Origin of the sequence: Promicromonospora sp. NPDC057488 (assembly GCF_042802395.1) — a bacterium.
GTDB lineage: Bacteria > Actinomycetota > Actinomycetes > Actinomycetales > Cellulomonadaceae > Promicromonospora.
In genome coordinates, this window is the sequence record NZ_JBHVEG010000011.1 from 25823 (window position 1) to 51351 (window position 25529).

The window sequence follows — 25529 nt, forward strand, 5'->3', positions numbered from 1 at the left end:
GAAGGGAAGACATGGCACTGCGCGACCGGCTGGCCGCCGACGAGCGGCACGACGAGGACAACGACCTCGCCAAGGTGTACCGCGAGCGGCTGCTCGAGGAGATCGACGTCGACGAGCTCGCCCGGCTCTCGCCGGCGCAGCGGCGGGTGCGCCTGGAGCGGGTGCTGTCCCGGCTGCTGTCGGTGGACGGGCCCGTGCTGTCCGCGCGCGAGCGCGGCGCCCTGGTGCAGCGGATCACCGACGACGCGCTCGGCCTGGGTGTGCTGGAGCCGCTGCTGGCGGACGAGTCCATCACCGAGATCATGGTCAACGGCCCGGACGACGTGTTCGTGGAGCGCTACGGCAAGGTCGAGCGGGTGCCCGCCCGGTTCGCGTCGGCGGAGCAGCTCTACCAGACCATCGACCGGATCGTGTCGCAGGTGAACCGCCGCGTGGACGAGTCCTCGCCGATGGTGGACGCGCGCCTGCCCAGCGGCGAGCGCGTCAACGTGATCATCCCGCCGCTGGCCCTGGACGGGCCCACGCTGACCATCCGCCGGTTCCCGACGCCGTTCCGGATGGGCGAGCTGGTGGACCGCGGCACCCTCGACGTGACGACCGCGAGCCTGCTCGGCGCGTGCGTCCGGGCCCGGCTGAACATCGTGGTCTCGGGCGGTACCGGCTCGGGCAAGACGACGTTCCTCAACGCGCTGTCCGGGCTCATCCCGGACCACGAGCGCATCGTCACCATCGAGGACGCCGCCGAGCTCTCCCTGCAGCAGGGGCACGTGGTGCGGCTCGAGTCCCGGCCCGCGAACGTGGAGGGGCGCGGCGCCGTCGCCATCCGCGACCTGGTGCGCAACGCCCTGCGCATGCGGCCCGACCGGATCATCGTCGGCGAGGTGCGCGGCGGCGAGACGCTCGACATGCTCCAGGCGATGAACACGGGCCACGACGGCTCGGTGGCCACGGTGCACGCGAACACGGCGCGCGACGCGCTGGGCCGCCTGGAGACGCTGGCCTCGATGAGCGAGCTCGACCTGCCCTCGGCGACCCTGCGGGACCAGATCAACTCGGCGATCGACCTGGTGGTGCACCTGGAGCGCGCGCAGGACGGGTCCCGGCGCGTGCTCGAGGTGCAGGCCGTGACCTCCCGGCGGCGCGAGGAGTACGCGCTGACGCCCCTGATGCGGTTCGTCTCCGAGCCGCTGGGCCCCGACCGCACGGTGGCCGGCCGGTTCGTGCCCGAGCCCGTGCCCGCCGACCTGCTGGAGCGGCTGCACCGGGCGGGCGAGACGGTGCTGACCGCGGCGGCCCCCGCCGCGCCCGCCCCCACGGGAGGTGCGTCGTGACCGTCCTGCTGATCGCCGCGGGCCTGCTGGTGACCCTGCTGATGGCCGCCGCCACCGTGGCGACCCTCGTCAGCAACGCCGAGACCGAGCGGCGCATGGTCGAGACCGCCGACCTCGACCAGCTCGCCGGGGTCTCCGTGTTCACGCGCCTCGACGAGCGGCTGGCCCGGCGGCGCTGGGGCCAGCGCCTCGTGGCGCTGCTCGCCGGCGCGGGCCTACCGGCCTGGTCGCCGTCCCTGTTCCTGACGGCCGCCTGCGCCGGGGCCGTCCTGGCGGGCCTGGCCGTGCTGCCCCTGTTCGGCTGGGCCACGGCGGCGCTCGCGGTGCTGCTGGTCGCGATCGGCGCCCAGCGCTGGCTGGACCGGCGGCGCAAGCAGCGCGTGGACCGGTTCGTGGCGCAGCTCCCGGAGCTGGCGCGGCTGCTCGCGAACGGCGCCTCGGCGGGGCTGGCCGTGCGCCGCTCCCTGGAGATGGCGGCCGAGGAGATGTCCGAGCCGGCGGCGTCCGAGGTGGCCCAGGTCAGCGCGGAGATGGCGGTGGGCCGGTCCATGCGGGACGCGCTGTCCGGGCTGAGCGAGCGGCTGCCGTCCCGGGAGCTGTCGGTGCTGGTGCAGACGCTGACCATCCAGGGCCGCTCGGGCGGCGAGCTGGTCACCGCGCTCGGCGGTATCGGGCAGACGCTGGAGGAGCGGCGCCGCCTGCGCCGCGAGGTGGTGACGTCCACGATGGGCGCCCAGTTCTCCGGGTACACGGTGATCTTCCTGGCGTTCGGCGCGGTGGCGCTGATGAACGCGTTCAGCCCGGGCGTGGTGGACGTGATGATCACGAACCTGGCGGGCCAGGTGGTGCTCCTGGTCGCGACCGGTCTGTTCGTCGTCGGCTACCTGGTGGTCCGGCGGCTGTCGCGGGTGGAGGTGTGACGTGGAAGGGCTGATCGTCGCGGCGGGCGCCGCACTGGCGGCGGTGCTGGGGATGGTCGCGCTGCGGCTGCTGACCAGCACGGGCCTGGAGGACGTCGAGGCCGAGTACGCACCCGAGGCCCAGGAGCGGCCGCGCGGGTTCGTGGCGGTGCTGGACCGGATCGGGGCGCCGCTGCTGCCGCTGGCCGTGCGGCTGTACGGGCGGCAGCGCCTGCAGCGGCTCGACACCGTCATCCGGCGGGCGGGCCGGCCCGAGGGCGTGACCCTGACGATGTTCGTGCGGCGCGAGGCGGGCCTCGTGCTGCTCGGCGTCCTGTTCGGGCTGCTGTTCGTGGTCCAGGACCTGTGGACGGTCGGCGTGCCGATCGGCCTGGTGCTGTGCGCCTGGATGCGGATCTGGCTGTACACCGAGGCGGCCCGGCGCCGGCGGCAGATCGACACCGAGCTGCCCGACTTCCTCGACGTGCTGGCGGTCACCGTCACGGCGGGCCTCGGGTTCCGGCAGGCCCTGGAGCGGGTGTGCGAGTTCCACGGCGGCGCCCTGGCGGCCGAGATGCGTACCGCCCTGGAGGAGATGAACGTCGGCGCGTCCCGGCGGCAGACCTTCGTGGCGCTGCGCGAGCGCAGCAAGTCGCCCGCCGTCGGGTCCTTCGTGACGGCGCTGCTGCAGGCCGAGGAGCTGGGCGTGCCGCTGGCGGACGCGCTGACCGGCATCGCCTCGGACGTGCGCCGCGAGCACGCCGAGACGGTGCGGCAGCGCGCGGCCCGGGCGGCGCCCCTGGTGTCCCTGGCGGTGACGATGACGATCCTGCCGGGCGCCCTGATCCTCATCGTCTCGGCCGTGCTGGTCGCGAACGCGGGGGTGCTCGGTGAACTTTTCTGAGCGGCTCAGCCCGAAGCACGCCATGGACGCGCTGACCCAGCGCGCCATCGGCCCGGCGGTGCGCCTGCTGTGCCAGGTGCGGCTCGTGGTCCTGGCGTTCGCCCTGGTGCTCGCGCTGCTCGACGGCGCGGGCTGGCTCGGCGTGTTCCTGGTGGTGCTCGCCGCGCCGTTCTCGTTCGTGCCCGCGCTGAACTGGGACACCCGGGGCCGGTTCTACGCCCGCAACGGCATCCTGCTCGCGGGGGACACCGCCGTGGCCGTCGTGGCGCTGCTGCCGCTGGCCGGCTCGCCGCTCATGGCGGTCTACGCCGCGGCGACCGCCGCCCTGTGGGGCCTCTTCGCCGGGCTCCGGCTCGCGCTAGTGATGGCGGCACCGCTGTGCCTCTACCAGCTCACGGGGTACGACGGCGGCTGGCGCGGCCTGGTCACGGGCGCCGCCGGAGCGGTGCTGACCATCATCATGACCTGGACCGGGACCCACCTCGGGCGGCGGCTGCGGCGGCAGGCGGTGCAGGCGGCCGAGCTGGCCGCCGTCCGCGCCGACCAGGCGGCCCTGGCCGAGCGCCTGAGCCTGGCCCGCGACCTGCACGACACCGTGGCCGGAGACCTCGCGGGCCTCGCCCTGGCCGCGCGCGGCCTGGCCGACCGGCTCGACCGCGAGGGCGCGGCGCCGGACACGGTCGGTGTCGCCCGCGAGCTGGGCGCCGCCGTCCGTACGGCCCACGAGCACACGCGCCGCGCGCTCGGCGAGCTGCGCGACGATCCCGAGGGCCTGGCGGCGCTGCTCACTGGGACGGTCGGCCGCTGGACCGAGCGCACCGGCACGCCCGCGGCGGCCGACGTCGACCCCGGGGTCGACGCCGTCGCCGGGCCGGGCCGCGCGCGGCACGTCCGGGCCGTGGTGACCGAGCTGCTGGAGAACGTGCGCAAGCACGCGGGCGCGTCCCGCGTGTCGGTCGGCGTGGCCGTCACCGACGGCGCGGTCCGGGTGGTGGTGTCCGACGACGGCGCCGGGCTCGGTGCCGCCGGACCGCCCGGCGGCGGCTCCGCGCTCGACACGGGCGGCTCGCACGGCGGGCACTACGGCATGCGCGGCGTCCGCGAGCGGGCTCAGCTCTGCGGCGGCGACGCGACCTGGGAAGCCGGTCCGGAGGGCGGCACCGTGGTCACGGTGGTGCTGCCCGCCGAACCGGCCCGAGCACTGGCGGAGGCAGCCTGATGCGCATACTCGCGGTGGACGACAACCCCATCATCCGGATGGGCCTGCGGACGCTCCTGGACGGGACCCCGGGCGTGACGTCCGTGGCCGACACGGGCGACCCCTACGAGGCGATCGCGTACGTCCGGGCCGGCCAGGTCGACGTCGTGCTGCTGGACGTGCGGATGCCCCGGATGAGCGGGCTGGAGCTGTTGCCCCAGCTCACCGGGGCGACGGTCGTCATGCTGACCCACACCGACGACCCGGAGACGGTCGCCGAGGCCATCGCCGCCGGCGCCGCCGGGTACCTGGTGCACGGCGCGCTGGAGCCCGAGGCGATGGTCGCCGCGGTCCGGCTCTGCCGGAGCGGGAGCCAGGTGGTCTCCGGGGTGGCCCCGCCGTCGGCCGCCCCGCCCCGCGGGCCCGCGGTACGCGACCTGCTGTCCCGGCGTGAGGCCGAGGTGATGGACCTGGTGGCCGACGGCCTGGCCAACGGCGAGGTCGCGGCCCGGCTGTTCATCTCCGAGAAGACGGTCAAGAACCACGTGAACAGCCTCTTCGCGAAGCTCGGTGTCACCACGCGCAGCCAGGCGATCGTGCGCTGGCTGCAGCGGGGCCCGGAGCCGGGTAGTGCCGTGGGCCCAGGCAGAACAGGCCCCCGACCAGGCCCGCACACCCTGGGGCCGCGGGCCGCCGCTCCGTAGGTTTTCTGGTGTGGCCGCGGTCCGATCCGCGGCCGGTCACCGGACACCGAACGTGGAGGACACCATGAACAAGCTGATCGAGAAGGCCACCGCCGCCCGCATCGCGCTCGCGGCCGTCGCCGAGCGTGCGGCCCGCCGGGCCCGTGACGACGAGGCCGGCCAGGGCACCGTCGAGTACGTCGGCGCGGTCCTGCTGGTCGTGGCCGTCGTCGGTATCGTCATCGCCGCGGCGAGCGACGTCGGCGACGCGATCGTCACGCAGCTCACCGACGCCGTGAACGACATCGCGGGCGCGGGCGGCGGCGAGTAAGGCTCCACCCCACTCAACGGAGGTACTGGATGCGTCAGGTACACCGCGCGGCGCTCACCGTCGGTCTTGTCGGCCTGCTGGCCGGCTGCGGCCTGACCGGCCCCGACGACCGGGCCGACACGGTGACGCCGCCACCCGACGCATCGGGATCCCCGACCTCGTCCGGAGGCGCCACCGCGCCCCCGGACGAGGTCGTCTCCGTGGAGCGGGAGCTGCACGACGCGCGCGTGCGGTTCGACCTGCGCCCGGTCGAGGCCGACGGCGACCTGGCGGTGCTCCGCTACGAGTACACCGCCGAGCCGGCCGGCGACGCCTCCCTGGGCTCCGGGACCGTCCCGCTGAGCCTGGGCGGGCTGGGCAAGTCGGTCACCGACGGCCGAGGCGTCCGCCTCGTCGACACCGAGGCCCAGGTGGTGCACCCCGTGGCCCGGGCCGCCGACGGGACCCCCGCGGCGGAGCTCGACCAGGAGCGGGGCGACGACGACACGCTGACCGGCTCCGCCGTCGCCGTCTTCGCGGCCCCCGCCGGGGACTCGGTGGACGTGCTGCTGCCCGGGTACGGCGCCGTCACCGTGCCCGTCGTCGCCGCGGGCGACGGCTTCGACGCGGCCCTCGAGCAGACCGGCGGCGCCGGGACCGCAGTGACCAAGGAGTTGCGCGCCTTCACCCAGGGCTACGACGCCGGGTCCGCGACCGCCGCCGAGGACGACGACGTCACGGTCACCCTGGCCTCCGACGTCCTGTTCGACTCGGACCAGGACACGCTGTCGCGGTCCGCGCGGGGCGTCGTGGAGCGGGCCGCCGCCTCGATCGTCGAGCAGGCCGACGCCGGCGACGTGCACGTGGTGGGGCACACCGACGACGTCGACACCGATGCCTACAACCAGGCCCTGTCCGAGCGACGCGCCCGGTCCGTGGCCGAGCGCCTGCGCGCCGACCTGGGTGGCGACTTCACCGTGACCGAGGAGGGCCGCGGCGAGTCCGAGCCGGTCGCCGAGGGCCGGAGCGCCGAGGCCCGCGCCGCCAACCGGCGTGTCGAGATCCACTTCCAGGGCCACCTCGTGGTCGACACGTCCGCCGAGAGCGAGGCGCCCGTGACCGACGCCCCGACCGCCCGGGACGCCGCCGTCACGATCGAGACCGACCGGGGCGAGTACAGCGTCGAGGTCGAGTCGGTGCAGCGGCGGCCCGGCGCCCTGGTCGGCACGCTCGTCACGGAGCGGACCGACGGCACCGCGATCGACCCCGCGTGGTTCCTCCCGGCCCACCTGAAGATGTTCGGTGACCGCAGGTTCGGCGCCCTCGCCGAGGTGGCCGGCCCCCACAACCTCTCGCTGCTCGGCGCCCGCGAGCGGGTGCTGCCCTACGACTACGTGGGCGAGGAGCGCACGGGCGGCTTCGTGCTGCGCCGGCTGCTCGGCGACGAGGAGGTCGGGACGCTGGACCAGGGCCAGCGCGCCACGGTCACCGTCTACTGGCCCGACACCGGCCAGGACACCGTGACCGTGGACGCCCCGGAGCGGTTCCGCATCACCGACGTGCCCGTGACCGACGCTGCGACCCACCCGGACCAGGAGTGACCATGCCCCGACGGACCGACGACCGTGAGCGCGGCTCCATGCACGTGATGACGATCCCCGTCGCCGTCGGGATGCTCACCGCCGCGGTGCTGGTGATCGTGATGTTCGGCTCGGCCACGAACGACCGCCGCGAGGCGGGCACCGCCGCCGACGCCGCGGCGCTCGCCGCCGCCCAGGAGTGGGACGACCGGCTGGGCCTGCTGCCCGCGCTGCACCTCCTGGGCGGTGAGCGCTCGGCATTCTGGGAGCTGCTCGAGGAGGCATTGCTCGGTCCGGGCACCGAGGAGGAGATGTACGCGGCGGCCCAGGAGTACGCCGAGCGCAACGGCGCCGAGCTGGTCGACCTCGACGTCGACGTCGAGCGTCTGCGGGTCACCGCCAAGGTGCGGCACCAGGAGCTGGTACCGGGCACCGAGATCGGCTCGGCGGCGCACGCGACGGCGGGCATCCGCCTGAGCGGCGGCGTCTGCCTGGACGGCGGCCTGGGCTGGATGATCGACGGCGAGTGCGTCACCGAGCCGCCGCCGGACGAGGACGCGGGGACCGGCGACGACGCGGACCCCGGCGACGGCGGTGGCTCCGGCACCGGTGACGACGACTCGGGTGACGACGACTCGGGCGACGAGGAGGACGAGGACTGGACCCCGCCCGAGGTGACGGCTTACGCGAGCGACGTCGTTCTGGTGGACTGACCGGGTCATCCCGACCGACCCCTGGAGCTGCCGCCGTGCCCGCCGTCCTGTTCGCGAACCCGGAGACGCAGGCCCTGCTCGGCCCCGCGTACGCCGGCGCCCTGACCAACCTGCTGGTGACCAACACCGTGCCCTGCGACCCGGACGTCTACGGCGGCTCGGGCCTGCTGGACCCCGGCGTCGGCACGTTCTTCCGCGCCGGCGGGGGCTACGCGCAGCCGTGGACCCGGGACGCGGCGGTGAACTCGTGGAACGCCGGCAGCCTGCTCGCACCGGACGTCGCCCGCAACACCCTGTGGTCGGTGGTGACCCGGCAGGACGACGGCGGCCGGGTGGTCCAGCAGGACGACCAGTGGTGGGACCAGGTGATCTGGGTCCGGGCCGCCTGGCACCACTACCTCGTCACGGGCGACCGCGACTTCCTGCGGGACGCGTACGAGGCGGCGGCCCGGACCGTGGCGCTCCGCGAGGCGGCCCAGTACGACGCCGCGCGAGGGCTGTTCCGGGGCCCGTCGTTCTTCAACGACGGGATCGCCGGCTACCCCGACCCGCTGGTCGGCGCCGACGACGGCGCGAGCAGCTTCGTGCTCGACCACCCCGTGGCGGTGACCCAGCTCGCGCTGAGCACCAACGCGCTCTACGCGGGGGCGTACACGGCCCTCGCGGCGATGGCGGACGAGCTGGGCCGGCCCGCCCAGGACCACGCCCGCCGCGCCGCGCGCCTCGCGGAGGCCGTCGAGGCGCACTTCTGGCAGCCCGCCCGGGGCCGCTACGGCTACACCGTCGCGACCGAGGGCCCCGCGGCCGGGGAGCTCCAGGACTACCAGGAGGGCGCCGGCCTCTCCTTCGCGATCCTGTTCGGCCTGGCCGACGGCGACCGGGCCCGGGCGGTCGTCCGGGGCGCCCACGTCTCGCCGCACGGCATCACCGGCGTACACCCGCGGTTCGGGCGGTACGCCGCCGTCGGGCACGCGGGCCGGCACAACGACATCGTCTGGCCCGTGGTCCAGGGCTTCTGGGCCGACGCCCTCGCCCGGAGCGGCCATCTCCCGCAGTTCGCGGCCGAGGTGACGAGCCTGGCCCGGCTGTTCCACGGCACCGGCAGCTACTACGAGATCTACGACGCCGCCACGGGCGCCGTCGACGGCGGCTACCAGACCGGCCGCGTCTGGGACTCGGAGCCCGAGCAGACCTGGTCGGCGTCCGCGTTCCTGCGGATGGTCCACGACGGCGTGTTCGGGCTGCGGCCGGAGCCCGCCGGCCTGGGCCTCGCCCCGACGCTGCCGGCCGGCTGGGGCGACGCGGCCCTCAGCGGCCTGCGGTACCGGGACGCCGAGCTCACCGTCCGGCTGAGCGGCGCCGGCGACCGGGTCACCGCGTTCGCGCTGGACGGCGTCGCGGGCGATCCCGCCGCCGTCCGCGTGCCGGCGGACCTGACCGGCGCGCACACGCTCGACCTGGTGCTCGGCGGGGGAGCCGAGGGCCCCTGACGGTCACGTTCCGCGCGGCCCGTCCGTCACACCGGTAAGAGAGCACCGGACGGAAGGGGCGCTGAGATGACCACGCGAGCACAGGACGACGAGGCCGCGGTCCGGCGGCAGCTCGACGGCATCGTCGAAGGGCTGCGCGCCAAGGACCTCGGCCGGCTGCGGCAGGTCTACGCGGCCGACGTCGTGTCCTTCGACGTCGAGCCGCCGCTGCGGCACGTGGGTGTCGACGCGAAGCTGGAGAACTGGGCGCGCGTCTTCGCCGTCTTCGACGAGGTGCGCTACGAGCTGCGCGACCTGTCGCTCACGGTCGGCGACACGGTCGCGTACGGGTACGGGTTCGGCCGGCTCTGCGGCACGCTCGCGGACGGCACCGCGACGAGCGGCATGTGGGTGCGGGCCACGTTCTGCCTGCGCAGGGAGGGCGGCACCTGGCTGGTCGCGCACGACCAGGTCTCGGTGCCGCTCGACCTGCGTACCGGCAAGGGGCTCACCGGGCTGGAGCCCTGACCGGCGTCATGCCATCTCTGGCACGTGGAGGTGCGCGAACGCGATCTCCATCTCCTCGAGACCGTCGACCGTGGCGCCCAGCTCACGGACCACGCGCTCGCGGATGTGGGCGGTGGCCTCCCGTGCGCGCACGACGGCCTCCATGCTGTCGAACGCGGTGGTGCCCACGGCCCGGCCCCGCTCGCGGTCGACCATCAGGCTGCCGCTGCAGAACCCGTCCATCTCCTGCAGCTGCGGCAGGATGACCATGCGGTAGAGGTCGATACAGCGGTCGACCATGTCCTGCCCGCCGCTCAGCCAGGTGAGGCGGGCGCAGGCGCCGTCGGGCGTGGCGTGGTCGCGGTGGACGACGGCGGCCTCCCACTGGTTGACGTCGCTGCCCCCGGTGCTGCCCAGCGCCTGGACCGCACGCTCGCGCAGCGGGAGGACGGCGTCGGCGCTCGCCAGCATGGCGTCCATCGACTGCCACGCCGTCGTGGCGATGCACCGGCCGGACTCGCGGTCGACCAGCATGGACATCCCGACGCAGCCGTCCATCGCGGTGACGGCCGGGAACACGTCCTCGCGAACGATCCGCAGCCCGTCGTCGATCCCCCTGGGATCACCCTGGACCTCGGTAGTGCGTACGTACATGTCGGACTCTCCCTGTGTGCTCGGGGCAGCGTCCGGACGGCGCTGCCGTCCCTTCCACGGTCCGCCGCCGGGTGGCACAGGTCAAGTGGAGCAGGGGGTCAGCGCCGCAGCTCGACCGCGCTCAGGCCGGCGAGGCTCAGGATCACGCGGTCGCCCGCGTCGACGACCGTCGCGAGCACCTGGTCGCACCCGGCGCAGCGGGCCACGAGCCCGGGCGCGTCGGTGTAGACCACGGCCTCGCCGAGGACGGCCATGTGCCCGCAGCCGCCGCAGCGGCCGCGGGCGGCCGTCACGTCGGCCCGGAACACCTCGGAGAGCGCTCCGGCCAGCACGTTGCCGTCGAGGTGGTGTGTCATCTAAAGACCTCCGAAGCGCTCGGTGTGGATGTCCGCCGCGGCGTGGCCCAGGTCCTGCAGCCAGCGGGCGACCGTCTCGACGAAGACCGTCGAGCCGCAGACGTAGACGTGCGGGCGCTGCTCCGCAGGGACGGTGCGCGCGGCGAGGGTCTCCCGCGTGAGTCGGCCCACCGGGTCCGGCCAGCCGTCCGGCGCCGCCCGCGTGTAGACCAGGTCGAGCCCGAGGTCCGGCCCGGCGAGCGCGGCGAGCTCGTCGGCGAAGAAGACGTCGGCGGGCGTGCGGGCCGAGTACAGCAGCCGGAAGGGCACGGTGTCGGCGGCGGCGCCGTGCGCGGCGGCCATGGCGTACAGCGGCACGACGCCGGAGCCGCCCGCGACGAGCTGCACCGGGCGGGTGCTCTGCCCGGGCCGCCAGACGAAGAACGCGCCGAGCGGGCCGTGCAGCTCGACCTGGTCGCCGGGCCGCAGGTCGTGCACCAGGAAGGGGGAGACCTCGCCGTCGGGCACCTCGTCGACCGCGAGGACCACCTCGCCGGAGGGCGCGGCCGAGGCGACGGAGTACGAGCGGCTCGCCTGGTAGCCGTCCGGGGCAGTGAGCCGCACGTCGAGGTGCGCGCCCGCCGGGCTCTCCGGCCACGTGGGCACGTCCAGCGTGATCCGGACGGCGGACGGCGTCTCGCGGCGCGTCTCGACCACGGTCCCGGTGTGCCAGGAGACGCGCGGCCGGGGCGGGCTCGCGACGTCCGCGGGCTGCGCGCTCACCAGTACCGCTCCTCCTTCCACGGGTCGCCGTAGAGGTGGTAGCCGTACTGCTCCCAGAAGCCCGGGTCGTTGTCAGGCATCATCGTCAGGCCCCGGAGCCACTTTGCGCTCTTCCAGAAGTACAGGTGCGGCACGAGCAGCCGGGCCGGGCCGCCGTGCTCGGGGTCGAGCGGCTCGCCCTCGGCCTCGGTGGCGATCCAGGCCTTGCCGTCCAGCAGGTCCTCCAGCGGCACGTTGGTGGTGTAGCCGCCGTAGGAGTGCGCCATGACGTACTCGTGCTCCGACTCCACGTTCTCGAACACCTTGTCGAGACTGACCCCGCGCCAGGCCATGTCGAGCTTGGACCAGTGGGTCACGCAGTGGATGTCGACGGTGACGTCCTCGACCCCGAGCGCGAGCAGCTCGTCCCAGCTCCACCGGTGGTCGGCGCCGGTCTCGTCGCGGATCGTGAACTCCCAGTCGTCGGTTTCGACGCGCGGGGTGGGCCCGGCGCTGAGCACCGGCCAGTCCTGGACCAGCGTCTGGCCGGGTGGCAGGCGCGGGTCCGCCTCACGTCTGCGACCGGAGAAACCACGGGTGACGAAGGACATGCGCACTCTCCTCCCGGCGACCGGACCGGACCCGGCCCGACGGTGGGTTCAGCGTATTGCCGGTGCCGCCCCCGTGGCGCGCGAACCGGCCCGTACCAGCGGGTGAGTTCGCGCAGTAGGGTCGCGCCATGACTGGTGCGCCCGGTGAGCCGCTGCGGCAGGACGAGGTGGAGCTCTTCGAGGGCCTGCGCGGACGGCTGGAGGCCATCGCGTACCGGCTGCTCGGCTCGGCGTCGGAGGCCGAGGACGCCACCCAGGAGACGTTCCTGCGGTGGGAGGCGGCCGACCGCGCGCAGATCCGCGTGCCGGAGGCCTGGCTGACCCGGGTGCTGACCAACCTGTGCCTCACCCAGCTGAGGTCCGCTCGGGCTCGCCGCGAGGTCTACGTGGGCGAGTGGCTGCCCGAGCCCGTGCTGGGCGGCGACCCGATGCTCGGCCCGGCCGACACGGCGGAGCAGCGGGACTCCGTGTCCACGGCGATGCTCGTGCTGATGGAGCGGCTCACGCCCACCGAGCGGGCGGTCTACGTGCTGCGCGAGGCGTTCGCGTTCTCGCACGCCGAGATCGCCGACCTGCTCGACCTCACCGAGGCGGGCAGCCAGCAGGTGTTCCACCGGGCCCGGCAGCACCTGGCCGCGGAGCGCACCCGCGCGGCGGTGGACGCCGCGGCGGCCCGGCCGGTCGTCGAGGAGTTCCTGGCGGCGGCCACCAGCGGGCAGCTCGAACCCCTGGTCCGGCTGCTCACCGCCGACGTCGTGGGCGTGGGCGACGGCGGCGGCAAGGTCCCGGCGCGCGCGAGGTCGGTGCTCGGGGCCCAGGCCGTGGCCAAGTTCCTGCGCGGCCTGTTCCGGCCGGCCGAGGCCAAGCGGGCCGCCCTGGGCGGCAGCCCCGACTTCTACGCGTGGACCGCCAACGGCCTCCCGGCGCTGGTCGTCGTGGTCGGCGACCGGCTGGTCGGCGTGATGACGCTGGAGGCGACCGCGGCCGGGATCACGGCCGTCCTCAGCCAGGTCAACCCGGACAAGCTCGGCCGGGCCGGCCGGCAGTGGGCCGCCGCGGAGCACGGGGAGCCCCTGATCAAGGGCTGGTGACCGCAAACCTGTGACCGGCGTCACAGGTGCGATCTGTCAGGGTTCGGGCCGCCGTCCGGTTCAGGAGGCACCACCGTCCCGAACGACAGGAGCCGACGGATCATGAAGCACCGCATCGTCATTCTCGGAGCCGGGTACGCCGGAGCCTCCGCCGCCGGCCGCCTGGCCCGCCGGCTGCACCGCGACGACGTCGAGCTCACCCTGGTCAACGCCGAGCCCGACTTCGTCGAGCGCGTCCGCCTGCACCAGCTCGCCGCCGGGCAGGACCTGCCGGCCCGCCCGCTCACCGACCTGCTCGCCGGCACCGGGGTGACCCTGCGGGTCGCCCGCGTGACCGGCGTCGACGTCGACCGCCGGACGGTCGCCCTCGCGGGCGCGCCCGGCGCGCCCGAGGCCGAGCTGGCCTACGACACGCTCGTCTACGCCCTGGGCAGCTCGCTCGACGACCACCAGGTGCCCGGCGTCGCCGAGCACGCCCACGAGGTCGCCGGCCGCCCCGGCGCGCTCCGCCTGCGCGACCGGCTGGCCGCGCTCGCGCCCGGCGGCCGCGTCGTGGTGGTCGGCGGCGGGCTGACCGGCATCGAGGCGGTCACCGAGATCGCGGAGACCCGCCCCGACCTGGACGTCGCCCTCGCCGTCCGCGGTGGCCTGGGCGCCTGGCTGTCCGACGCCGGGCGGCGGCACCTGCGCGGGGTGCTCGACCGGCTCGGCGTCACGGTGCACGAGCAGACCGACGTCGCACGGGTCACCGCCACCGCCGTCGTGACCACGGACGGAGCCACCGTCCCGGCGGACGTCGCCGTGTGGACCACCGGGTTCGCCGCCCACCCGATCGCCGCCGCGACGGCCCTGGAGCTCACCGACCGCGGCCGGATCGCCGTGGACGCGACCATGCGCTCGGTCTCCCACCCGGACGTCTACGCCGTGGGCGACGCCGCGCAGGCCGACGGCCCCCTGGGCAACCCGCTGCGCATGTCGTGCGCCTCCGGCATCCCGATGGCCTGGCAGGCGGCCGACTCCGTCGCGGCACGCCTGACCGGCGGACGCCTCCCGCGCATGCCGCTGGCCTACGTGCACCAGTGCATCAGCCTGGGCCGCCGCGACGCGATCATCCAGTTCGTCACGGCCGACGACCAGGCGCGCCCCGCGGCCCCGGGCGGCCGGCTCGCGGCCCGGTACAAGGAGATGGTCTGCGCCGGAGCCGCCTGGACGGTCGCGCACCCGATCCAGTACCCCGTGCGCCGGCGTCGACTGACGGCGTCCGCCCCGGCCGGTGGCGAGCGGGTGAATTCGGCTGATGCGCCCGCGATGAGGGGTTAGGGTCTCCCGACACACGAGCGGGTGGGCCGACGGCGTCCGCCCGCCGCCGAGGCAAGGGTGACTTGGCGCGATCACCTGTGCCAGGGAGGCAAGCCATGATCTCGGACGACGTGCGCCGGTCGCTCGGCGTCGCCACGCCACCCGCCGTCCGCGTGCTCGACCACCTCGTGGGGCAGGGCGCCGCGGACGAGGCCGGGCTCGCCGAGGCGGTGGGCCTCGGCCCCGCGGAGGTGCGGGACGCGCTGGCCGTGCTGGAGCGGGACGGGCTCGCCGTGCGGGTGCCGACGGCCCCGGGCGAGGAGGCGGGCGCGCGCTGGACGGCGCTGCCCCCGCGCTCGGTGCTCACCACCCTGCTGGCGCGGCGCCGGCTGGAGATCGCCGTCTGGGAGCTGCACGCCGACCACCTCGAGAAGGCCTACCAGGAGGCCACCGGCCAGGCGGGCGACACCGCGCTCGTGGACGTCGTCGTGGGGGCCCAGGAGGTCGGCGCCCTGTACTGGCACCTCATGGAGACCGCCACGCACGAGGTGCTGCACCTGGCCCGGCCGCCCTACCTCCAGCCCACCCCCGAGCTGCTCGGCGAGGTGGAGCGGCCCGCGATGAGCCCCACCGTCGAGCTGCGCAGCGTCTACGAGAGCGCCACGTTCACCGACCCGGTCTCGCTCGAGACCGCGCTCGGCGGCCGGGCTACTGGCGCCGGCCTGCGCCTCTCGCCCCAGGTCCCGCTCAAGCTGGTCGTCGTCGACCAGAAGGTCGCGATGCTCCCCGCGGCGGGGGACGACGCGGGCAGCGCCTCGCTCGTGGTCTACGCCCCGGCGCTCGTGGGAGCCCTGACGGACCTGTTCGAACGGGTCTGGGACGCGGCGGTGCCCCAGTCCATGTGGGGGTCGCCCGGCACAGCCCCCGACGCCGCCTCCGAAATTCCGCCCGACGCCGCGGCGGCGGCCGTGGCCGTGCCGCGCGTGCGGCTGGAGCAGCGCACCCGGTCCATCCTCGACCTGATGGCGGGCGGCCTCACCGACGAGGCGATCGCCCGCACGCTCGACATCAGCCGGCGCACCGTCCAGGCGGAGGTCACGGCGCTCGCGGAGCGGCTGGGTGCGCGCACCCGGTTCCAGATCGGGCTCTTCGCCGCGGAGCAGGGGCTGCTCGGGCGCACGCACGCGTAGCCCTGCTCATCTGCGCAGGTGCGCAATCTTCTCCTTGTCGGACATGTCGCCGATCAGCACAGTTGTCACGTCCGACGGGCGCGAGGGTGCGGCCGGCCCAGCAGTTCAGTTCCGGCCCGCGAGGGTCGTAGGAGAAGCCCATGCGTATCCAGAGACCCCACCGCGCGGTCGCCGTGCTGGCGGCGGCCGCCCTCCTCGGGACCGCGGTCCCCGCCGCCCAGGCAGCCCCGGCCGCGGTACCGGCCGCGGTGCCGGGCGCCACGGCGACCGCCCCGGTGCCGGACACCGAGACCCCCGCGCTGGTCGACGGCCTCGACGAGCCCGTCGACGCCGCGCTCGCCCCGGCCGCTGCCGCGCGAACCCACCTCGAGGGCCACCGGTCGCGCTACCGGATCGCCGACCCCGACTCCACGCTCGTGACCGCCGACGTGCAGCGCGAGGGCACCCGCGAGACCGTCCGGCTGGACCAGCGGTACAAGAAGCTGCCCGTGCTCGGCGGCCAGTACGTGGTCCGCATGGAGAAGCAGGGCGGCGAGCGCACGGTCACGGGCACCTCGGGCTCGTACTTCACCGAGCTCGACGTCGACACGACGGCTCCGGCCCTGCCCGCGGCCACGGCCGTCGAGCGCGCGGTCGACGGCCTCGGCAAGAGCCTGACCGGCGGCGCCGCCGTCGTCGCGGGCGGGGAGCGGCCCGGCTCGTCGCCGACGGCGGGAGCACCCGACCTGACCGGCACGGACCAGGGCCTCGCGATCGTCCCGTCGGGCGCCGGCATCCTGGCCCGGCACGTCCTGGTGCGCGGCACCGCGCCGGTCACGGGCGAGCCCGTGCTCACCGACGTGTACGTCGACGCCGCCACGGGCGCCGTGCTGCTCAGCTCCAGCCGGGTGCGCACGCTGGCCGCGCCGCAGCAGGTCGCGGCCCTGCGGGCCGAGCAGGAGACGGCAACGGCGGGCGGGTCCACCGCGACCGAGCCGCCGCCGTCGGGCAACGGCGTGACGCCGGTGACCGGAACGGGCACCAAGGCGGACGGCACCACGGTGGACGTGCCGCTGCAGCGGGTCGACGCCACGGGGACGTACCTCACGGCGGACCTGACGCACGCGCTCGCCGACGGCCGGACCGTCCCGATCACCACCTGGGACGCCACGCGCAACGACTACTACGACACGGCGGGCCAGTGGCCCGAGGGCATCGCCCCGTTCGAGTCGTCGTCGAGCACGCTGGGCGCCGACCTCACCGACATCGGCGCGGTCGACGCGCACTGGGCGGCGGGCAAGGTCTTCGAGTACTACCAGGTGGAGCACGGGCGCGACAGCCTGGACGACGCCGGCATGGCGCTCGACTCGTTCGTCGGCATCACCTACGGCGGCAACCCGTTCGTGAACGCCTTCTGGGACGGCACCAAGATGGTCTACGGCACGGGCGACTCCGAGTACCGCTCGCTCGCGGCCGACCTCGACGTGGTGGGCCACGAGATGACGCACGGCGTGGTGGAGCACACCGCCGGCTTCCTCTACAGCGGGCAGCAGGGCGCGCTGAACGAGGCGATCGCCGACTACTTCGGCAACGCGATCGACGTCGATGTGTCCGGGATCCCGATGAGCGACCCGGAGGCGAGCCTGCTGGGCGGCGACCTGTGCCGCACCACGGCCCCCGTCGACTGCGCCCTGCGCGACCTCGACGACGGCATGACGACGGCGGACTTCAACCACCTCATCGACACCGACGCGCGCTTCGACTATGGCGGCGTGCACCTGAACTCGACGATCGTCTCCGGCGCGCTGTGGGACGTCCGCGAGGCGCTGGGCGGCGAGCAGGCCGACAAGATCGTCTACCGGGCGCTGACCGAGTACCTCACGCCGCTGTCCGACTTCGTGGACGCCCGGGACGCCGTGATCGCCGCGGCGAAGTCGTACGGCCTGAAGGGCAAGCAGCTCAAGGTCGTCGAGCGGGCGTTCGACTCGCGCGGCGTCACCGAGGCCTGGGAGAAGAGCCTGCCCGGCAAGGGCACGAAGCTGCTCGTCGAGCGGCTGGACACCGGGCTGTACACCGACATGCAGCCGTCGACCGGCGGCGACTGGTGGGCCGTGGCGCGGTCCAGCGCCGACGGCACGGAGCCGACGTCGATCTGGGCGGGCCGTACGGACGGCCGCGGCGAGCCGCGGCGGGTCTCCGCGGCCGACGGGCGGGTCAACAGCTTCGCCCAGACCGACGGCAAGCGGGTGGTGTGGCTGTCCATGGCGGCCGACTACACGGACTTCCGGATCATGTCCGCTCCGCTGGCCGGCGGCCGGGCCACGACCCTGTACACCACGGCGGGCCGCGTGACCGGGCTCGGCATGGACGGCGACGTCGTCTCCTGGTCGGAGTGGGACGCCGAGACCTGGATCGACGAGGTGCACTACCTCAAGGGCCGGTCCGCCACGGTCCACACCGTGGAGCACGACTGGGTGGGCCCGGCGACCGCGCCGACCGTCAAGGGCGGCCGCATCGCCTACGTGCGCTACGAGGTGTTCCAGCACGAGGACGGCAGCTGGGACTGGGCGCTCGGCGTCGAGGTGTTCGACACCCGCACCGGCCGAACCGTCCTGGCCGGCCTGGACAACGGCGCGGAGACCGTGAGCTACCCGGCGCTGACCGGCAAGGGCGCCTACTGGGTGGCGGACCGCGACCCGGGGTACACCGAGCAGGGCGCGTGGAACAACTCGGTGCGGGCGTACTCGTTCGCCACGCGGGAGGGCGAGATCCTGTTCGACGAGACCGGGTCCACGGCCAAGCGTGCCTGGGTGCTCACGGCGTCCGACACGACGCTGACGGTCACCGAGGACGCCTCGAAGGAGGCGTGGCAGTCGGCCACGATGCCCACGGACGCGCTCATGCCGCGCCTGAAGCAGTACACGCTCGACGGCCGCTACCTCGGGGAGGCCTCGTGCAGCCCGGGCGCCCAGATGTTCGCCGAGGCGGGCGAGGGCCGCACCGTGGTCTTCAAGTCCACGGCGACGTCGGTCACCGGGCTGGCGGTCGCCTCGGGCGCGAAGCGCTGCTGACCTGACGGGCTGACCGACAGGGTGCTGACCGGTCCGGCGTTCGCCGGGCCGGTCAGCGTCTACGCTGGGCGCCATGGACGACAGGCCAGTCATCCTGCTGGCAGGCGGCGAGCACGCCGACGTCGTCGAGCAGGAGTTTCGCGCCCGGTATGACCGCGACTACCGGATCGAGCTGACCGGCGGCGTGGCCGCGTGCCTCGACCGGGCACGGGAGCTCGTCGGTGAGGGCGCGCAGGTCGCGATGGTCGCCGCCGAGCACCACCTGCCCGACGGCACGGCGATCGAGCTGCTGCACCAGGTGCCCGCCGTCGTCGCGACCTCCCGGCGGGTCTCGCTCGTCCCGTTCGAGTACTTCAACGACAGCCTGGACGAGCTGCGCGAGGCGATGACGCGCCGCGAGCTGGACACGTACGTCATCCTCCCGCGTGGGCCGCGCGACGAGGAGTTCCACACCGCGCTGATCGAGCTGCTCTCGGAGTGGGGCTGGTCGGTCGGCCGCCCCGTCGTCACGGTGACGGACCTGGTGGCGGGGCCGGGAGACCGGAACGCCGCGGCGATCCGGGACCTGCTGGAGCGCCTCGGGTTTCCCTACCGCTCCCTCGAGCCGGACGACGACGACGCGCAGGCGATCCTGGAGGCCGCCGGCCCCGGCGCCGAGCTGCCCGTGGTCAGCACGTTCCGCGGCCAGGCGCTGTCCGCGGCGACCCCGGCCGCCGTGACCGAGGCGATCTACGGCGGGTTCGACTCGATCCCCGAGGGCGTGATCGCGGACGTCGCCATCGTCGGCGCCGGGCCCGCGGGCCTGGCCACCGCGGTGTACGCGGCGTCCGAGGGGCTGGCCACGGTGGTGCTGGAACGCGACGCGATCGGCGGCCAGGCCGGGTCGAGCTCGATGATCCGCAACTACCTCGGGTTCCCGCGCGGGATCTCGGGCATGCGGCTCGCGCAGCGGTCCCGCATCCAGGCCAGCCGGTTCGGCGCGCGGTTCTTCACGGGGCGCTCCACGGTCCGGATCGAGCCCGGCCCGCCGAACGAGCCCGAGCACCAGCACGTGCACGTCCGCGGCGCGCAGCTCTGCGCCCGCACCGTGGTGCTCGCCACGGGCGTGACCTACCGGCGGCTCGGCGTGCCGAGCGTCGAGGACCTCGTGGGCGCCGGCGTGTACTACGGCGCCGCTACCTCGATGGCGCGCGAGATGCAGGACCGCGACGTGTTCGTGGTCGGCGGCGGGAACTCCGCGGGGCAGGCCGCCGTGCACCTCGCCAAGTTCGCGGGCGCGGTGACCATCCTGGTGCGCCGCGCGAGCCTCGCCGAGACCATGTCGGACTACCTGGTCCGCGAGATCGAGGCGACCCCCACCATCCAGGTGCGCACCCGGACCGTCGTGGCCGACGGCGGCGGGGAGGGCTGGCTGCAGTGGCTGCGGCTGGAGGACCTGGACACGGGCGAGTCGGCCAAGACCTCCGCCGACGGCCTGTTCTGCCTGCTCGGGGCCGAGCCCGACTGCTCCTGGCTGCCCGAGGGCGTGGCGCTCGACGAGCGCGGCTTCGTGCTGACCGGCCGGGACGTGCCCCGCGATGCGTGGGTCGACGGCCAGCCGCCGGCGAGCCTCGAGACCACGGTGCCGGGCGTCTTCGCGGTCGGCGACGTGCGCGCCGGCTCCATGAAGCGCGTCGCCTCGGCGAGCGGCGAGGGCGCCTCGGTGCTGCCGCTCGTGCACGCCCACCTGGCCCGGCTGCGGGCCCGCGAGTTCGGCGCCTGACCCGTCCGGGACCCGATGCGCACGCATCGTTCGTCGCGCGGTGAGACCGGTTGTCTCATAACGTGTCGAGCGTGAAGCGCACCCCAGGGGGCTTGGGCGCACTCGCGGCGGCGGTACTGGTCGCGGTCTGCGCAGTCGTTCCGGTGATGTCGGCGTCGGCGGCCACGACCGCCGGCTGGGCGCAATGGGACCCGTTGTCCGGTTCGGCCGGGGACTGGTCCACGAGCGTGCGGCTCCCGGCGAAGGGCTTCCCGGAGGCGACGGTGACCTCCGACTCGCGCGGCGGCGTCGGCGTGATCTCCGGGGCGTCCTCCTGGCTCGCCGCGGCCACCCCGCCCGGCGAGGTCTACGGGTCGAGCCGCGACCAGCAGTACCTCAACCTGCGGCCGCAGGCCGACCGGCCCTCCTCGCCGTCGACCACCACCTACACCTTCGAGCGCCCGACGCCGCCCGGCGGCTGGGCGTTCGTGCTCGGCGACATCGACGCGGACCGGGCGGTCGTGACCGCGCTCGGCGTGGACGGCCGGGAGCTCGCGGGCGCGGAGCTCGGCTTCCAGGGCGGCTTCAACTACTGCTCGGGCGCGGGGTCGCCGTCCTGCACGGGGGACCCGGCGGACGTGCCCACCTGGGACCCGGCCACCGGCGAGCTGCTCGGCAACCCGGACGCGAACGACACCTCGGGCGCTGCCGGCTGGTTCCAGCCGACGACGCCGATCAAGTCGCTCACCGTCCAGTTCTTCCAGCGCAGCGGGTTCCCCGTCTACCAGACGTGGTTCGCCTCGCTGGCGCGCGACATCTCCGGGACCGTGAACCTGGTCGACGGGGCCGGCGCCCCGCAGGGCGTGCTGCCGGGCGCGACGCTCACGCTGTTCGGCCCGGACGGCGCCGAGCTCGCCACGACCACCTCGGACGAGAGCGGCCAGTACGCCTTTCCCGGCTACGCGGCCGCGGACGGGTACGCCGTGGAGCTGACCACCCTGCCCGAGGCCGACGACGACCACCCCTACGGGCTCGTGCCGTACGGCGAGCGGACGGTCGAGGACGTGGACCTCGGCGACGCCGACGCCACCGGCGTCGACCTCGCGGCGCGCGACGTCGCCCCCGTGGCCGTCAGCGGCACGGTCCTGACCGACGACGGCGAGCCCGTGCGCGGTGCGACCGTCACCCTCACGCCGGTCGGCGGCGGCGTGCCGCTCACGGCCGTGACGAGCTCGACGGGCGAGTACCTGATCGACCACGTGGGCTGGGACGCTGAGAACGACCGCCCGCAGGAGTACACGTTCGCGCTGAGCGACCTGCCCGAGGGCTTCGCCGTCGGCTCGGCGCCGGACCCGGTCACGGTGCGCGTGGGCCAGGAGGAGGCCAGCACCGGCAACGACTTCGTCGTCCGGGCGCCGGCGTCGCTCTCCGGCACGGTGACCGTGGGCGGCGAGCCCGTCGCGGGCGTCGTCGTCACGCGCGAGGGGCCCGGCGGGACCGTGAGCACCACGACCGGCGCCGACGGCACCTACCGGTTCGACGAGGTGCCCGCGGGCGACCACACGGTGCGCGTCACCGTGCCGGACGGCTACCGGGCCGACGGCCCCGCCACCCGGGACGTCACGGTCGGGGCGGACGACGTGACCGACGTCGACTTCGGCCTGTCGCACCGCGGGGCGATCGGCGGCACCGTGGCCGACGACGCGGGGGAGCCCGTGGCCGGCACGACCGTCACGGTGACCGGCCCGGACGGCCCGGTCACGCTCGTCACCGACGACGTGGGCGGGTACTTCGTGGGCGACCTGCCGCCGGGCGACTACACGATCGTCGTCACGCTGCCCGAGGGGTACACGGCCGAGGTCGTCGAGCGGTCCGTCACCATCACCAGCGCCGGCGAGGACCTGCTGCAGGAGGACTTCGCCCTGGTCAACGGACCCGTCGAGCCCCAGGGTCAGCCGGTGGGCGGCACGGTCACCCACGCCGGGGGCGCGCCCGTGCCCGGCACCCGGGTGACGGTCACCGACGCCGACGGCACGCCGGTCGCCGCCACCAAGGCGGACGACGACGGCGCCTGGCGCACCCGGCTGCCCGCCGGCACCTACACCGCCGTCGTGCACCCCGGGGACGGGTACGTCGTGGACGGCGAGAGCCGCATCACCTTCGAGGTGGCCGACGCCGAGGTGACCGGGCTCGACTTCGTGCTCGGCAACGCGACGCAGGCCCCGAGCCCCGGGCCGGGCACGGACCCTTCTGCCGACCCCGATCCGGACCCGGCGGAGCCGGGCGACCTGGCCGCGACGGGCGCGACCGTCGGCTCGGTGACGCTGGCCGCGGGTGTGCTCGTGGTCGCGGGCGTCGCGATGGTCCGGGGGTCACGCCGCCGGAGCTGAGCCTTGCGGGTACCCGAGAACTCCCTCTAGTGTGCACATGTCATACATGTTCCCTCGCTGGGTCGGCGCTGCCGTCCCGGCGACGGGGAGCACGACACACGACGAGGGAGTCTCTCGATGACGAGAAGGATCCATCCGGTGACGAGGCTGCGCGCGGTGGCCGTCACCCTGGCTCTGACGGTGGGCGCGGCGCTCGGCGCGGGGGCACCCGCCTCCGCGCTGCCGGCGGCCCCCGGGCACGGACGGCTGGTGGTGTACGTCTCGGCGTCCGACGGCGACGACGCGAACCCGGGCACCCGGGGCGCCCCGTTCCGGACGATCACCGCGGCCCGCGACGCGCTCGCGGGCCGCACCTCCGCCCAGCACCGGGGCACGGTCTGGGTGCGGGGCGGCGAGTACGTGCTCGACGACACGGTCACGCTCGACGGCCCCGAGCACTCGTGGGTCACGTACGCCGCCTTCCGCGACGAGCAGGTGACCATCACGGGCACGCACGAGCTGCCCGCCGACGGCTGGCAGCGGCTGACCGACCTGGGCGCCGACGAGCTCGCGCAGCCGCAGTACGCGGCGAACAGCCGGCTCGACAGCCCGGAGCTGCGCGACGGCGTCTGGGTCTACGACCTGGGGGCGCAGGGCATCGACCCGGGCACGCTGTACAAGAACGGCTTCAACTGGGTGCAGCAGCCGTTCGCCCCGGAGCTCGTGGTCGACGGCGCCACCCAGACGCTCGCGGAGTACCCGAACGGGAACACCTGCGAGACCAAGGACACCGCGTGCCACCTGTGGGGCACCGGGAGCAAGTGGGGCGCCGCCGGGCCGCAGGACCTGATGAACGTGGACCTGCTCGGCCGGTTCGGCGCCCAGGGTGCCTGGGAGCGCAGCGGGACCACGCCGCGCGGCCAGTTCGAGGACAAGAAGCAGACGCTGGCCGACCCCGACGAGCGCGGCTCGTGGACGCCCGAGCAGATGCGCACCATGACGCCGTCGGTCTTCACGGTGGGCGGGCGCGCGGCCGAGGGTGACCGCTACCAGCGCTGGGCCCCGCAGGCCGAGCCCGTCGTGGACGACCTGGGCGGGCGCGGCCTCGCGGAGTACTCGGACGTGCCGGTGCAGCTCGACCCGCGGTGGATCGAGGACATCGACAGCACGCGCTACGAGACCGAGGCCTGGCTGTCCGGCTACCTCGGCAACAACTACGCCAACGACATGGTCCGGCTGCTGTCGTGGGACGAGGACCGGCTCTACGCCAAGTACCCCTCGATGTACATCCCGCAGGACGAGTGGACCAAGGTCAAGGTGGTCAACGTGCTGTCCGAGATGGACGCGGCCGGCGAGTACTACATCGACCGGTACGACGGCCACGACGTCCTCTACTACCTGCCCGACGGCGGCTCGGTCGAGGGCAAGGACATCTCCCTGATGTCCTTCGACAAGAACTTCTTCCGCCTGGACGGCACCACCGGCGTCACCCTGCGCGGGCTCGGCATGACCGGTTCGCTCGTGAGCGGCGTGCAGCTCCTGGACGCCGTCGACACCCTGATCGACGACGTCGAGATCTCGAACGTGAGCATGGACGCCGTCCGGATCGGGCGGCCGGCCGACACCATCACGGCGATGCCCGACTATCAGACCTTCCAGGGCGGGCACGGCAACGTGGTGCGGAACTCGTACCTGCACGACCTGGGCGGGGGCGGCGTGCTGCTCGGGGGCGGCGACCGCGCCACCCTGGAGCGCGGCGACAACGTGGCGCGGTACAACGAGATCGCGCGGTTCTCGAAGCTCGCGACGTACACGCCCGCCGGGTACCTGTACGGCGTGGGCAACACGTTCGAGCACAACTACGTGCACGACGCCCCGCACATGGCGGTCCAGATCATGGGCAACGACATGAAGGTGAACCACAACCACTTCTACGACCTGGTCAAGAACGCGGGTGACCAGGGCGTGGTCTACACGGGCCGGGACTACACGTTCCTCGGCAACGAGGTGGCGTACAACCACTTCGAGAAGATCGGCGGCTCGAACGACGCGTTCTACATGGACGACGGCGCCTCGGGCATGCGGTTCCACCACAACGTGGTGCAGGGCGCGCACTCGGGCGTGTTCTTCCAGTCGGGGCACAGCAACACGGCCAACGACAACGTCTTCGTCGACGTCGACCGCATCGGCCACGACATGATGTACCACCAGAAGGGCGAGAAGTCCCTGCCGGTGTCCAACGCGTGGGTGGTGCAGAGCCGGTTCAACACGTTCCTCGACGTGCGGCCGGGCGAGAAGTACAGCGCCACGCCGCAGACGGTGGCGACCTGGCACGACCACTACACGAGCGGGGAGCACACCTACTCCGACGGCACCCCGATCGTGTACCCGGAGATCGCCGACTGGTACGTGCCGCGGGTCGCCGCGACCGGGCTGGCCTGCACGGCCGCCGACTACGCGACCGACGCCACCAACGGGTGCAGCCGGGCCACGGTCTGGAACAGCGCGGACTCGCTGTACGCCCCGGCGCGGATCGAGCTCGACCACTCGGTCGTCATCGACGGCGGGGACTACGCGGCCGGCTCGGCCACGTTCTCGGCCCCGGCCGAGACCTACGGCCTGGCGCGGTGGAGCGACAAGGTGGGCACGAACGTCGTCCGCCCGGCGTCCCTGGCGGAGGCGGGCCTGGACGAGGAGACGCTCACCTTCTCGACGACCGGGACGGTCGCGGAAGCGTTCGGCCCGGCGTGGGTCGAGGAGTGGAACCGCCTCCAGACCGCTCCGTGACCCGGTGGGTGCCGGATGTTCGCCCTGCTCGCTCGCGGGAGAGGGT

Annotated in this window: 21 protein-coding genes; 17 read left to right on the plus strand and 4 right to left on the minus strand. The window is 74.4% G+C overall.

Features of this window, described 5'->3' with window-relative positions; genetic code table 11:
- The first annotated feature begins 11 nt into the window (after positions 1–11).
- The 10 genes from ACFU5G_RS04020 to ACFU5G_RS04065 all read left to right on the plus strand — a co-directional run bounded on the left by ACFU5G_RS04020 (position 12) and on the right by ACFU5G_RS04065 (position 9615).
- On the plus strand, positions 12–1331 hold the full coding sequence (locus tag ACFU5G_RS04020) for a CpaF family protein (RefSeq protein WP_377241028.1): 1320 nt from the start codon (positions 12–14) through the stop codon (positions 1329–1331).
- The gene (locus ACFU5G_RS04025; RefSeq protein ID WP_377241030.1) at positions 1328–2251 is read left to right on the plus strand and encodes a type II secretion system F family protein; all 924 of its coding nucleotides are present in this window, start codon (positions 1328–1330) and stop codon (positions 2249–2251) included. The genes ACFU5G_RS04020 and ACFU5G_RS04025 overlap by 4 nt, the downstream gene beginning before the upstream one ends.
- A gap of 1 nt (position 2252) precedes the next feature.
- Positions 2253–3134, plus strand: a complete 882-nt coding sequence (locus tag ACFU5G_RS04030; protein ID WP_377241032.1) for a type II secretion system F family protein — start codon at positions 2253–2255, stop codon at positions 3132–3134.
- Entirely contained in the window at positions 3121–4353 is a 1233-nt protein-coding gene (locus ACFU5G_RS04035) for a sensor histidine kinase (protein WP_377241034.1), read from the plus strand. Before ACFU5G_RS04030 ends, ACFU5G_RS04035 begins: the two co-directional genes overlap by 14 nt.
- A complete protein-coding gene (locus ACFU5G_RS04040; RefSeq protein WP_377241036.1) occupies positions 4353–5036 on the plus strand; it encodes a response regulator transcription factor in 684 nt (227 codons plus the stop codon). The genes ACFU5G_RS04035 and ACFU5G_RS04040 overlap by 1 nt, the downstream gene beginning before the upstream one ends.
- Before the next feature lie 64 nt (positions 5037–5100).
- Complete coding sequence (locus ACFU5G_RS04045) at positions 5101–5346, plus strand: hypothetical protein (protein ID WP_377241038.1); 246 nt, start codon at positions 5101–5103, stop codon at positions 5344–5346.
- A 29-nt stretch (positions 5347–5375) separates the two neighbouring features.
- Complete coding sequence (locus tag ACFU5G_RS04050; protein ID WP_377241040.1) at positions 5376–6926, plus strand: OmpA family protein; 1551 nt, start codon at positions 5376–5378, stop codon at positions 6924–6926.
- 2 nt (positions 6927–6928) lie between these two features.
- Positions 6929–7618, plus strand: coding sequence for a pilus assembly protein TadG-related protein (locus ACFU5G_RS04055; protein WP_377241042.1), 690 nt, complete (start codon positions 6929–6931; stop codon positions 7616–7618).
- Between the two features lie 35 nt (positions 7619–7653).
- On the plus strand, positions 7654–9108 hold the full coding sequence (locus ACFU5G_RS04060) for a hypothetical protein (protein ID WP_377241044.1): 1455 nt from the start codon (positions 7654–7656) through the stop codon (positions 9106–9108).
- Positions 9109–9174: 66 nt separating this feature from the next.
- Complete coding sequence (locus tag ACFU5G_RS04065; protein ID WP_377241046.1) at positions 9175–9615, plus strand: YybH family protein; 441 nt, start codon at positions 9175–9177, stop codon at positions 9613–9615.
- Between the two features lie 6 nt (positions 9616–9621).
- On the opposite strand, the gene ACFU5G_RS04070 is transcribed toward ACFU5G_RS04065, so the two are convergent.
- The 4 genes from ACFU5G_RS04070 to ACFU5G_RS04085 all read right to left on the minus strand — a co-directional run bounded on the left by ACFU5G_RS04070 (position 9622) and on the right by ACFU5G_RS04085 (position 11956).
- Positions 9622–10248 (minus strand): hypothetical protein, encoded by a 627-nt coding sequence (locus ACFU5G_RS04070; protein ID WP_020016372.1) that lies wholly within the window; start codon positions 10246–10248, stop codon positions 9622–9624.
- A 98-nt stretch (positions 10249–10346) separates the two neighbouring features.
- On the minus strand, positions 10347–10604 hold the full coding sequence (locus tag ACFU5G_RS04075; protein ID WP_377241048.1) for a DUF6510 family protein: 258 nt from the start codon (positions 10602–10604) through the stop codon (positions 10347–10349).
- Entirely contained in the window at positions 10605–11366 is a 762-nt protein-coding gene (locus ACFU5G_RS04080; protein WP_377241050.1) for an FAD-binding oxidoreductase, read from the minus strand. It abuts the gene before it with no gap.
- Complete coding sequence (locus ACFU5G_RS04085; RefSeq protein ID WP_377241052.1) at positions 11363–11956, minus strand: molybdopterin-dependent oxidoreductase; 594 nt, start codon at positions 11954–11956, stop codon at positions 11363–11365. The genes ACFU5G_RS04080 and ACFU5G_RS04085 overlap by 4 nt, the downstream gene beginning before the upstream one ends.
- A 128-nt stretch (positions 11957–12084) precedes the next feature.
- On the opposite strand from ACFU5G_RS04085, the gene sigJ reads away from it, so the two are divergent.
- The 7 genes from sigJ (at position 12085) to ACFU5G_RS04120 (ending at position 25483) form a co-directional block, all read left to right on the plus strand.
- Positions 12085–13047: an RNA polymerase sigma factor SigJ gene (sigJ, locus tag ACFU5G_RS04090; RefSeq protein WP_377241054.1), complete on the plus strand. Its 963-nt coding sequence runs from the start codon at positions 12085–12087 to the stop codon at positions 13045–13047.
- 102 nt (positions 13048–13149) lie between these two features.
- The gene (locus tag ACFU5G_RS04095; protein ID WP_377241056.1) at positions 13150–14367 is read left to right on the plus strand and encodes an NAD(P)/FAD-dependent oxidoreductase; all 1218 of its coding nucleotides are present in this window, start codon (positions 13150–13152) and stop codon (positions 14365–14367) included.
- Positions 14368–14462: 95 nt separating this feature from the next.
- A complete protein-coding gene (locus ACFU5G_RS04100; RefSeq protein WP_377241058.1) occupies positions 14463–15536 on the plus strand; it encodes a LuxR C-terminal-related transcriptional regulator in 1074 nt (357 codons plus the stop codon).
- Positions 15537–15676: 140 nt separating this feature from the next.
- Positions 15677–18586, plus strand: coding sequence for a M4 family metallopeptidase (locus ACFU5G_RS04105; RefSeq protein ID WP_377241060.1), 2910 nt, complete (start codon positions 15677–15679; stop codon positions 18584–18586).
- A 73-nt stretch (positions 18587–18659) separates the two neighbouring features.
- The gene (locus ACFU5G_RS04110; RefSeq protein ID WP_377241062.1) at positions 18660–20348 is read left to right on the plus strand and encodes an FAD-dependent oxidoreductase; all 1689 of its coding nucleotides are present in this window, start codon (positions 18660–18662) and stop codon (positions 20346–20348) included.
- A 71-nt stretch (positions 20349–20419) separates the two neighbouring features.
- Positions 20420–22717 (plus strand): collagen binding domain-containing protein, encoded by a 2298-nt coding sequence (locus ACFU5G_RS04115; protein ID WP_377241064.1) that lies wholly within the window; start codon positions 20420–20422, stop codon positions 22715–22717.
- Between the two features lie 138 nt (positions 22718–22855).
- Positions 22856–25483 carry a right-handed parallel beta-helix repeat-containing protein gene (locus ACFU5G_RS04120; protein ID WP_377241066.1) on the plus strand — a complete coding sequence of 876 codons (2628 nt, stop codon included), beginning with the start codon at positions 22856–22858 and terminating at the stop codon, positions 25481–25483.
- The last annotated feature ends 46 nt before the right edge of the window (positions 25484–25529 follow it).

Bases quoted from the DNA above. Each gene is read 5' to 3' on its own strand.
- sigJ (WP_377241054.1), top strand. From the start codon at position 12,085: ATGACTGGTGCGCCCGGTGAGCCGCTGCGGCAGGACGAGGTGGAGCTC.
- ACFU5G_RS04065 (WP_377241046.1), top strand. From the start codon at position 9,175: ATGACCACGCGAGCACAGGACGACGAGGCCGCGGTCCGGCGGCAGCTC.
- ACFU5G_RS04105 (WP_377241060.1), top strand. From the start codon at position 15,677: ATGCGTATCCAGAGACCCCACCGCGCGGTCGCCGTGCTGGCGGCGGCC.
- ACFU5G_RS04055 (WP_377241042.1), top strand. From the start codon at position 6,929: ATGCCCCGACGGACCGACGACCGTGAGCGCGGCTCCATGCACGTGATG.
- ACFU5G_RS04075 (WP_377241048.1), bottom strand. From the start codon at position 10,604: ATGACACACCACCTCGACGGCAACGTGCTGGCCGGAGCGCTCTCCGAG.
- ACFU5G_RS04100 (WP_377241058.1), top strand. From the start codon at position 14,463: ATGATCTCGGACGACGTGCGCCGGTCGCTCGGCGTCGCCACGCCACCC.
- ACFU5G_RS04070 (WP_020016372.1), bottom strand. From the start codon at position 10,248: ATGTACGTACGCACTACCGAGGTCCAGGGTGATCCCAGGGGGATCGAC.
- ACFU5G_RS04050 (WP_377241040.1), top strand. From the start codon at position 5,376: ATGCGTCAGGTACACCGCGCGGCGCTCACCGTCGGTCTTGTCGGCCTG.
- ACFU5G_RS04085 (WP_377241052.1), bottom strand. From the start codon at position 11,956: ATGTCCTTCGTCACCCGTGGTTTCTCCGGTCGCAGACGTGAGGCGGAC.
- ACFU5G_RS04040 (WP_377241036.1), top strand. From the start codon at position 4,353: ATGCGCATACTCGCGGTGGACGACAACCCCATCATCCGGATGGGCCTG.
- ACFU5G_RS04095 (WP_377241056.1), top strand. From the start codon at position 13,150: ATGAAGCACCGCATCGTCATTCTCGGAGCCGGGTACGCCGGAGCCTCC.
- ACFU5G_RS04110 (WP_377241062.1), top strand. From the start codon at position 18,660: ATGGACGACAGGCCAGTCATCCTGCTGGCAGGCGGCGAGCACGCCGAC.
- ACFU5G_RS04020 (WP_377241028.1), top strand. From the start codon at position 12: ATGGCACTGCGCGACCGGCTGGCCGCCGACGAGCGGCACGACGAGGAC.
- ACFU5G_RS04045 (WP_377241038.1), top strand. From the start codon at position 5,101: ATGAACAAGCTGATCGAGAAGGCCACCGCCGCCCGCATCGCGCTCGCG.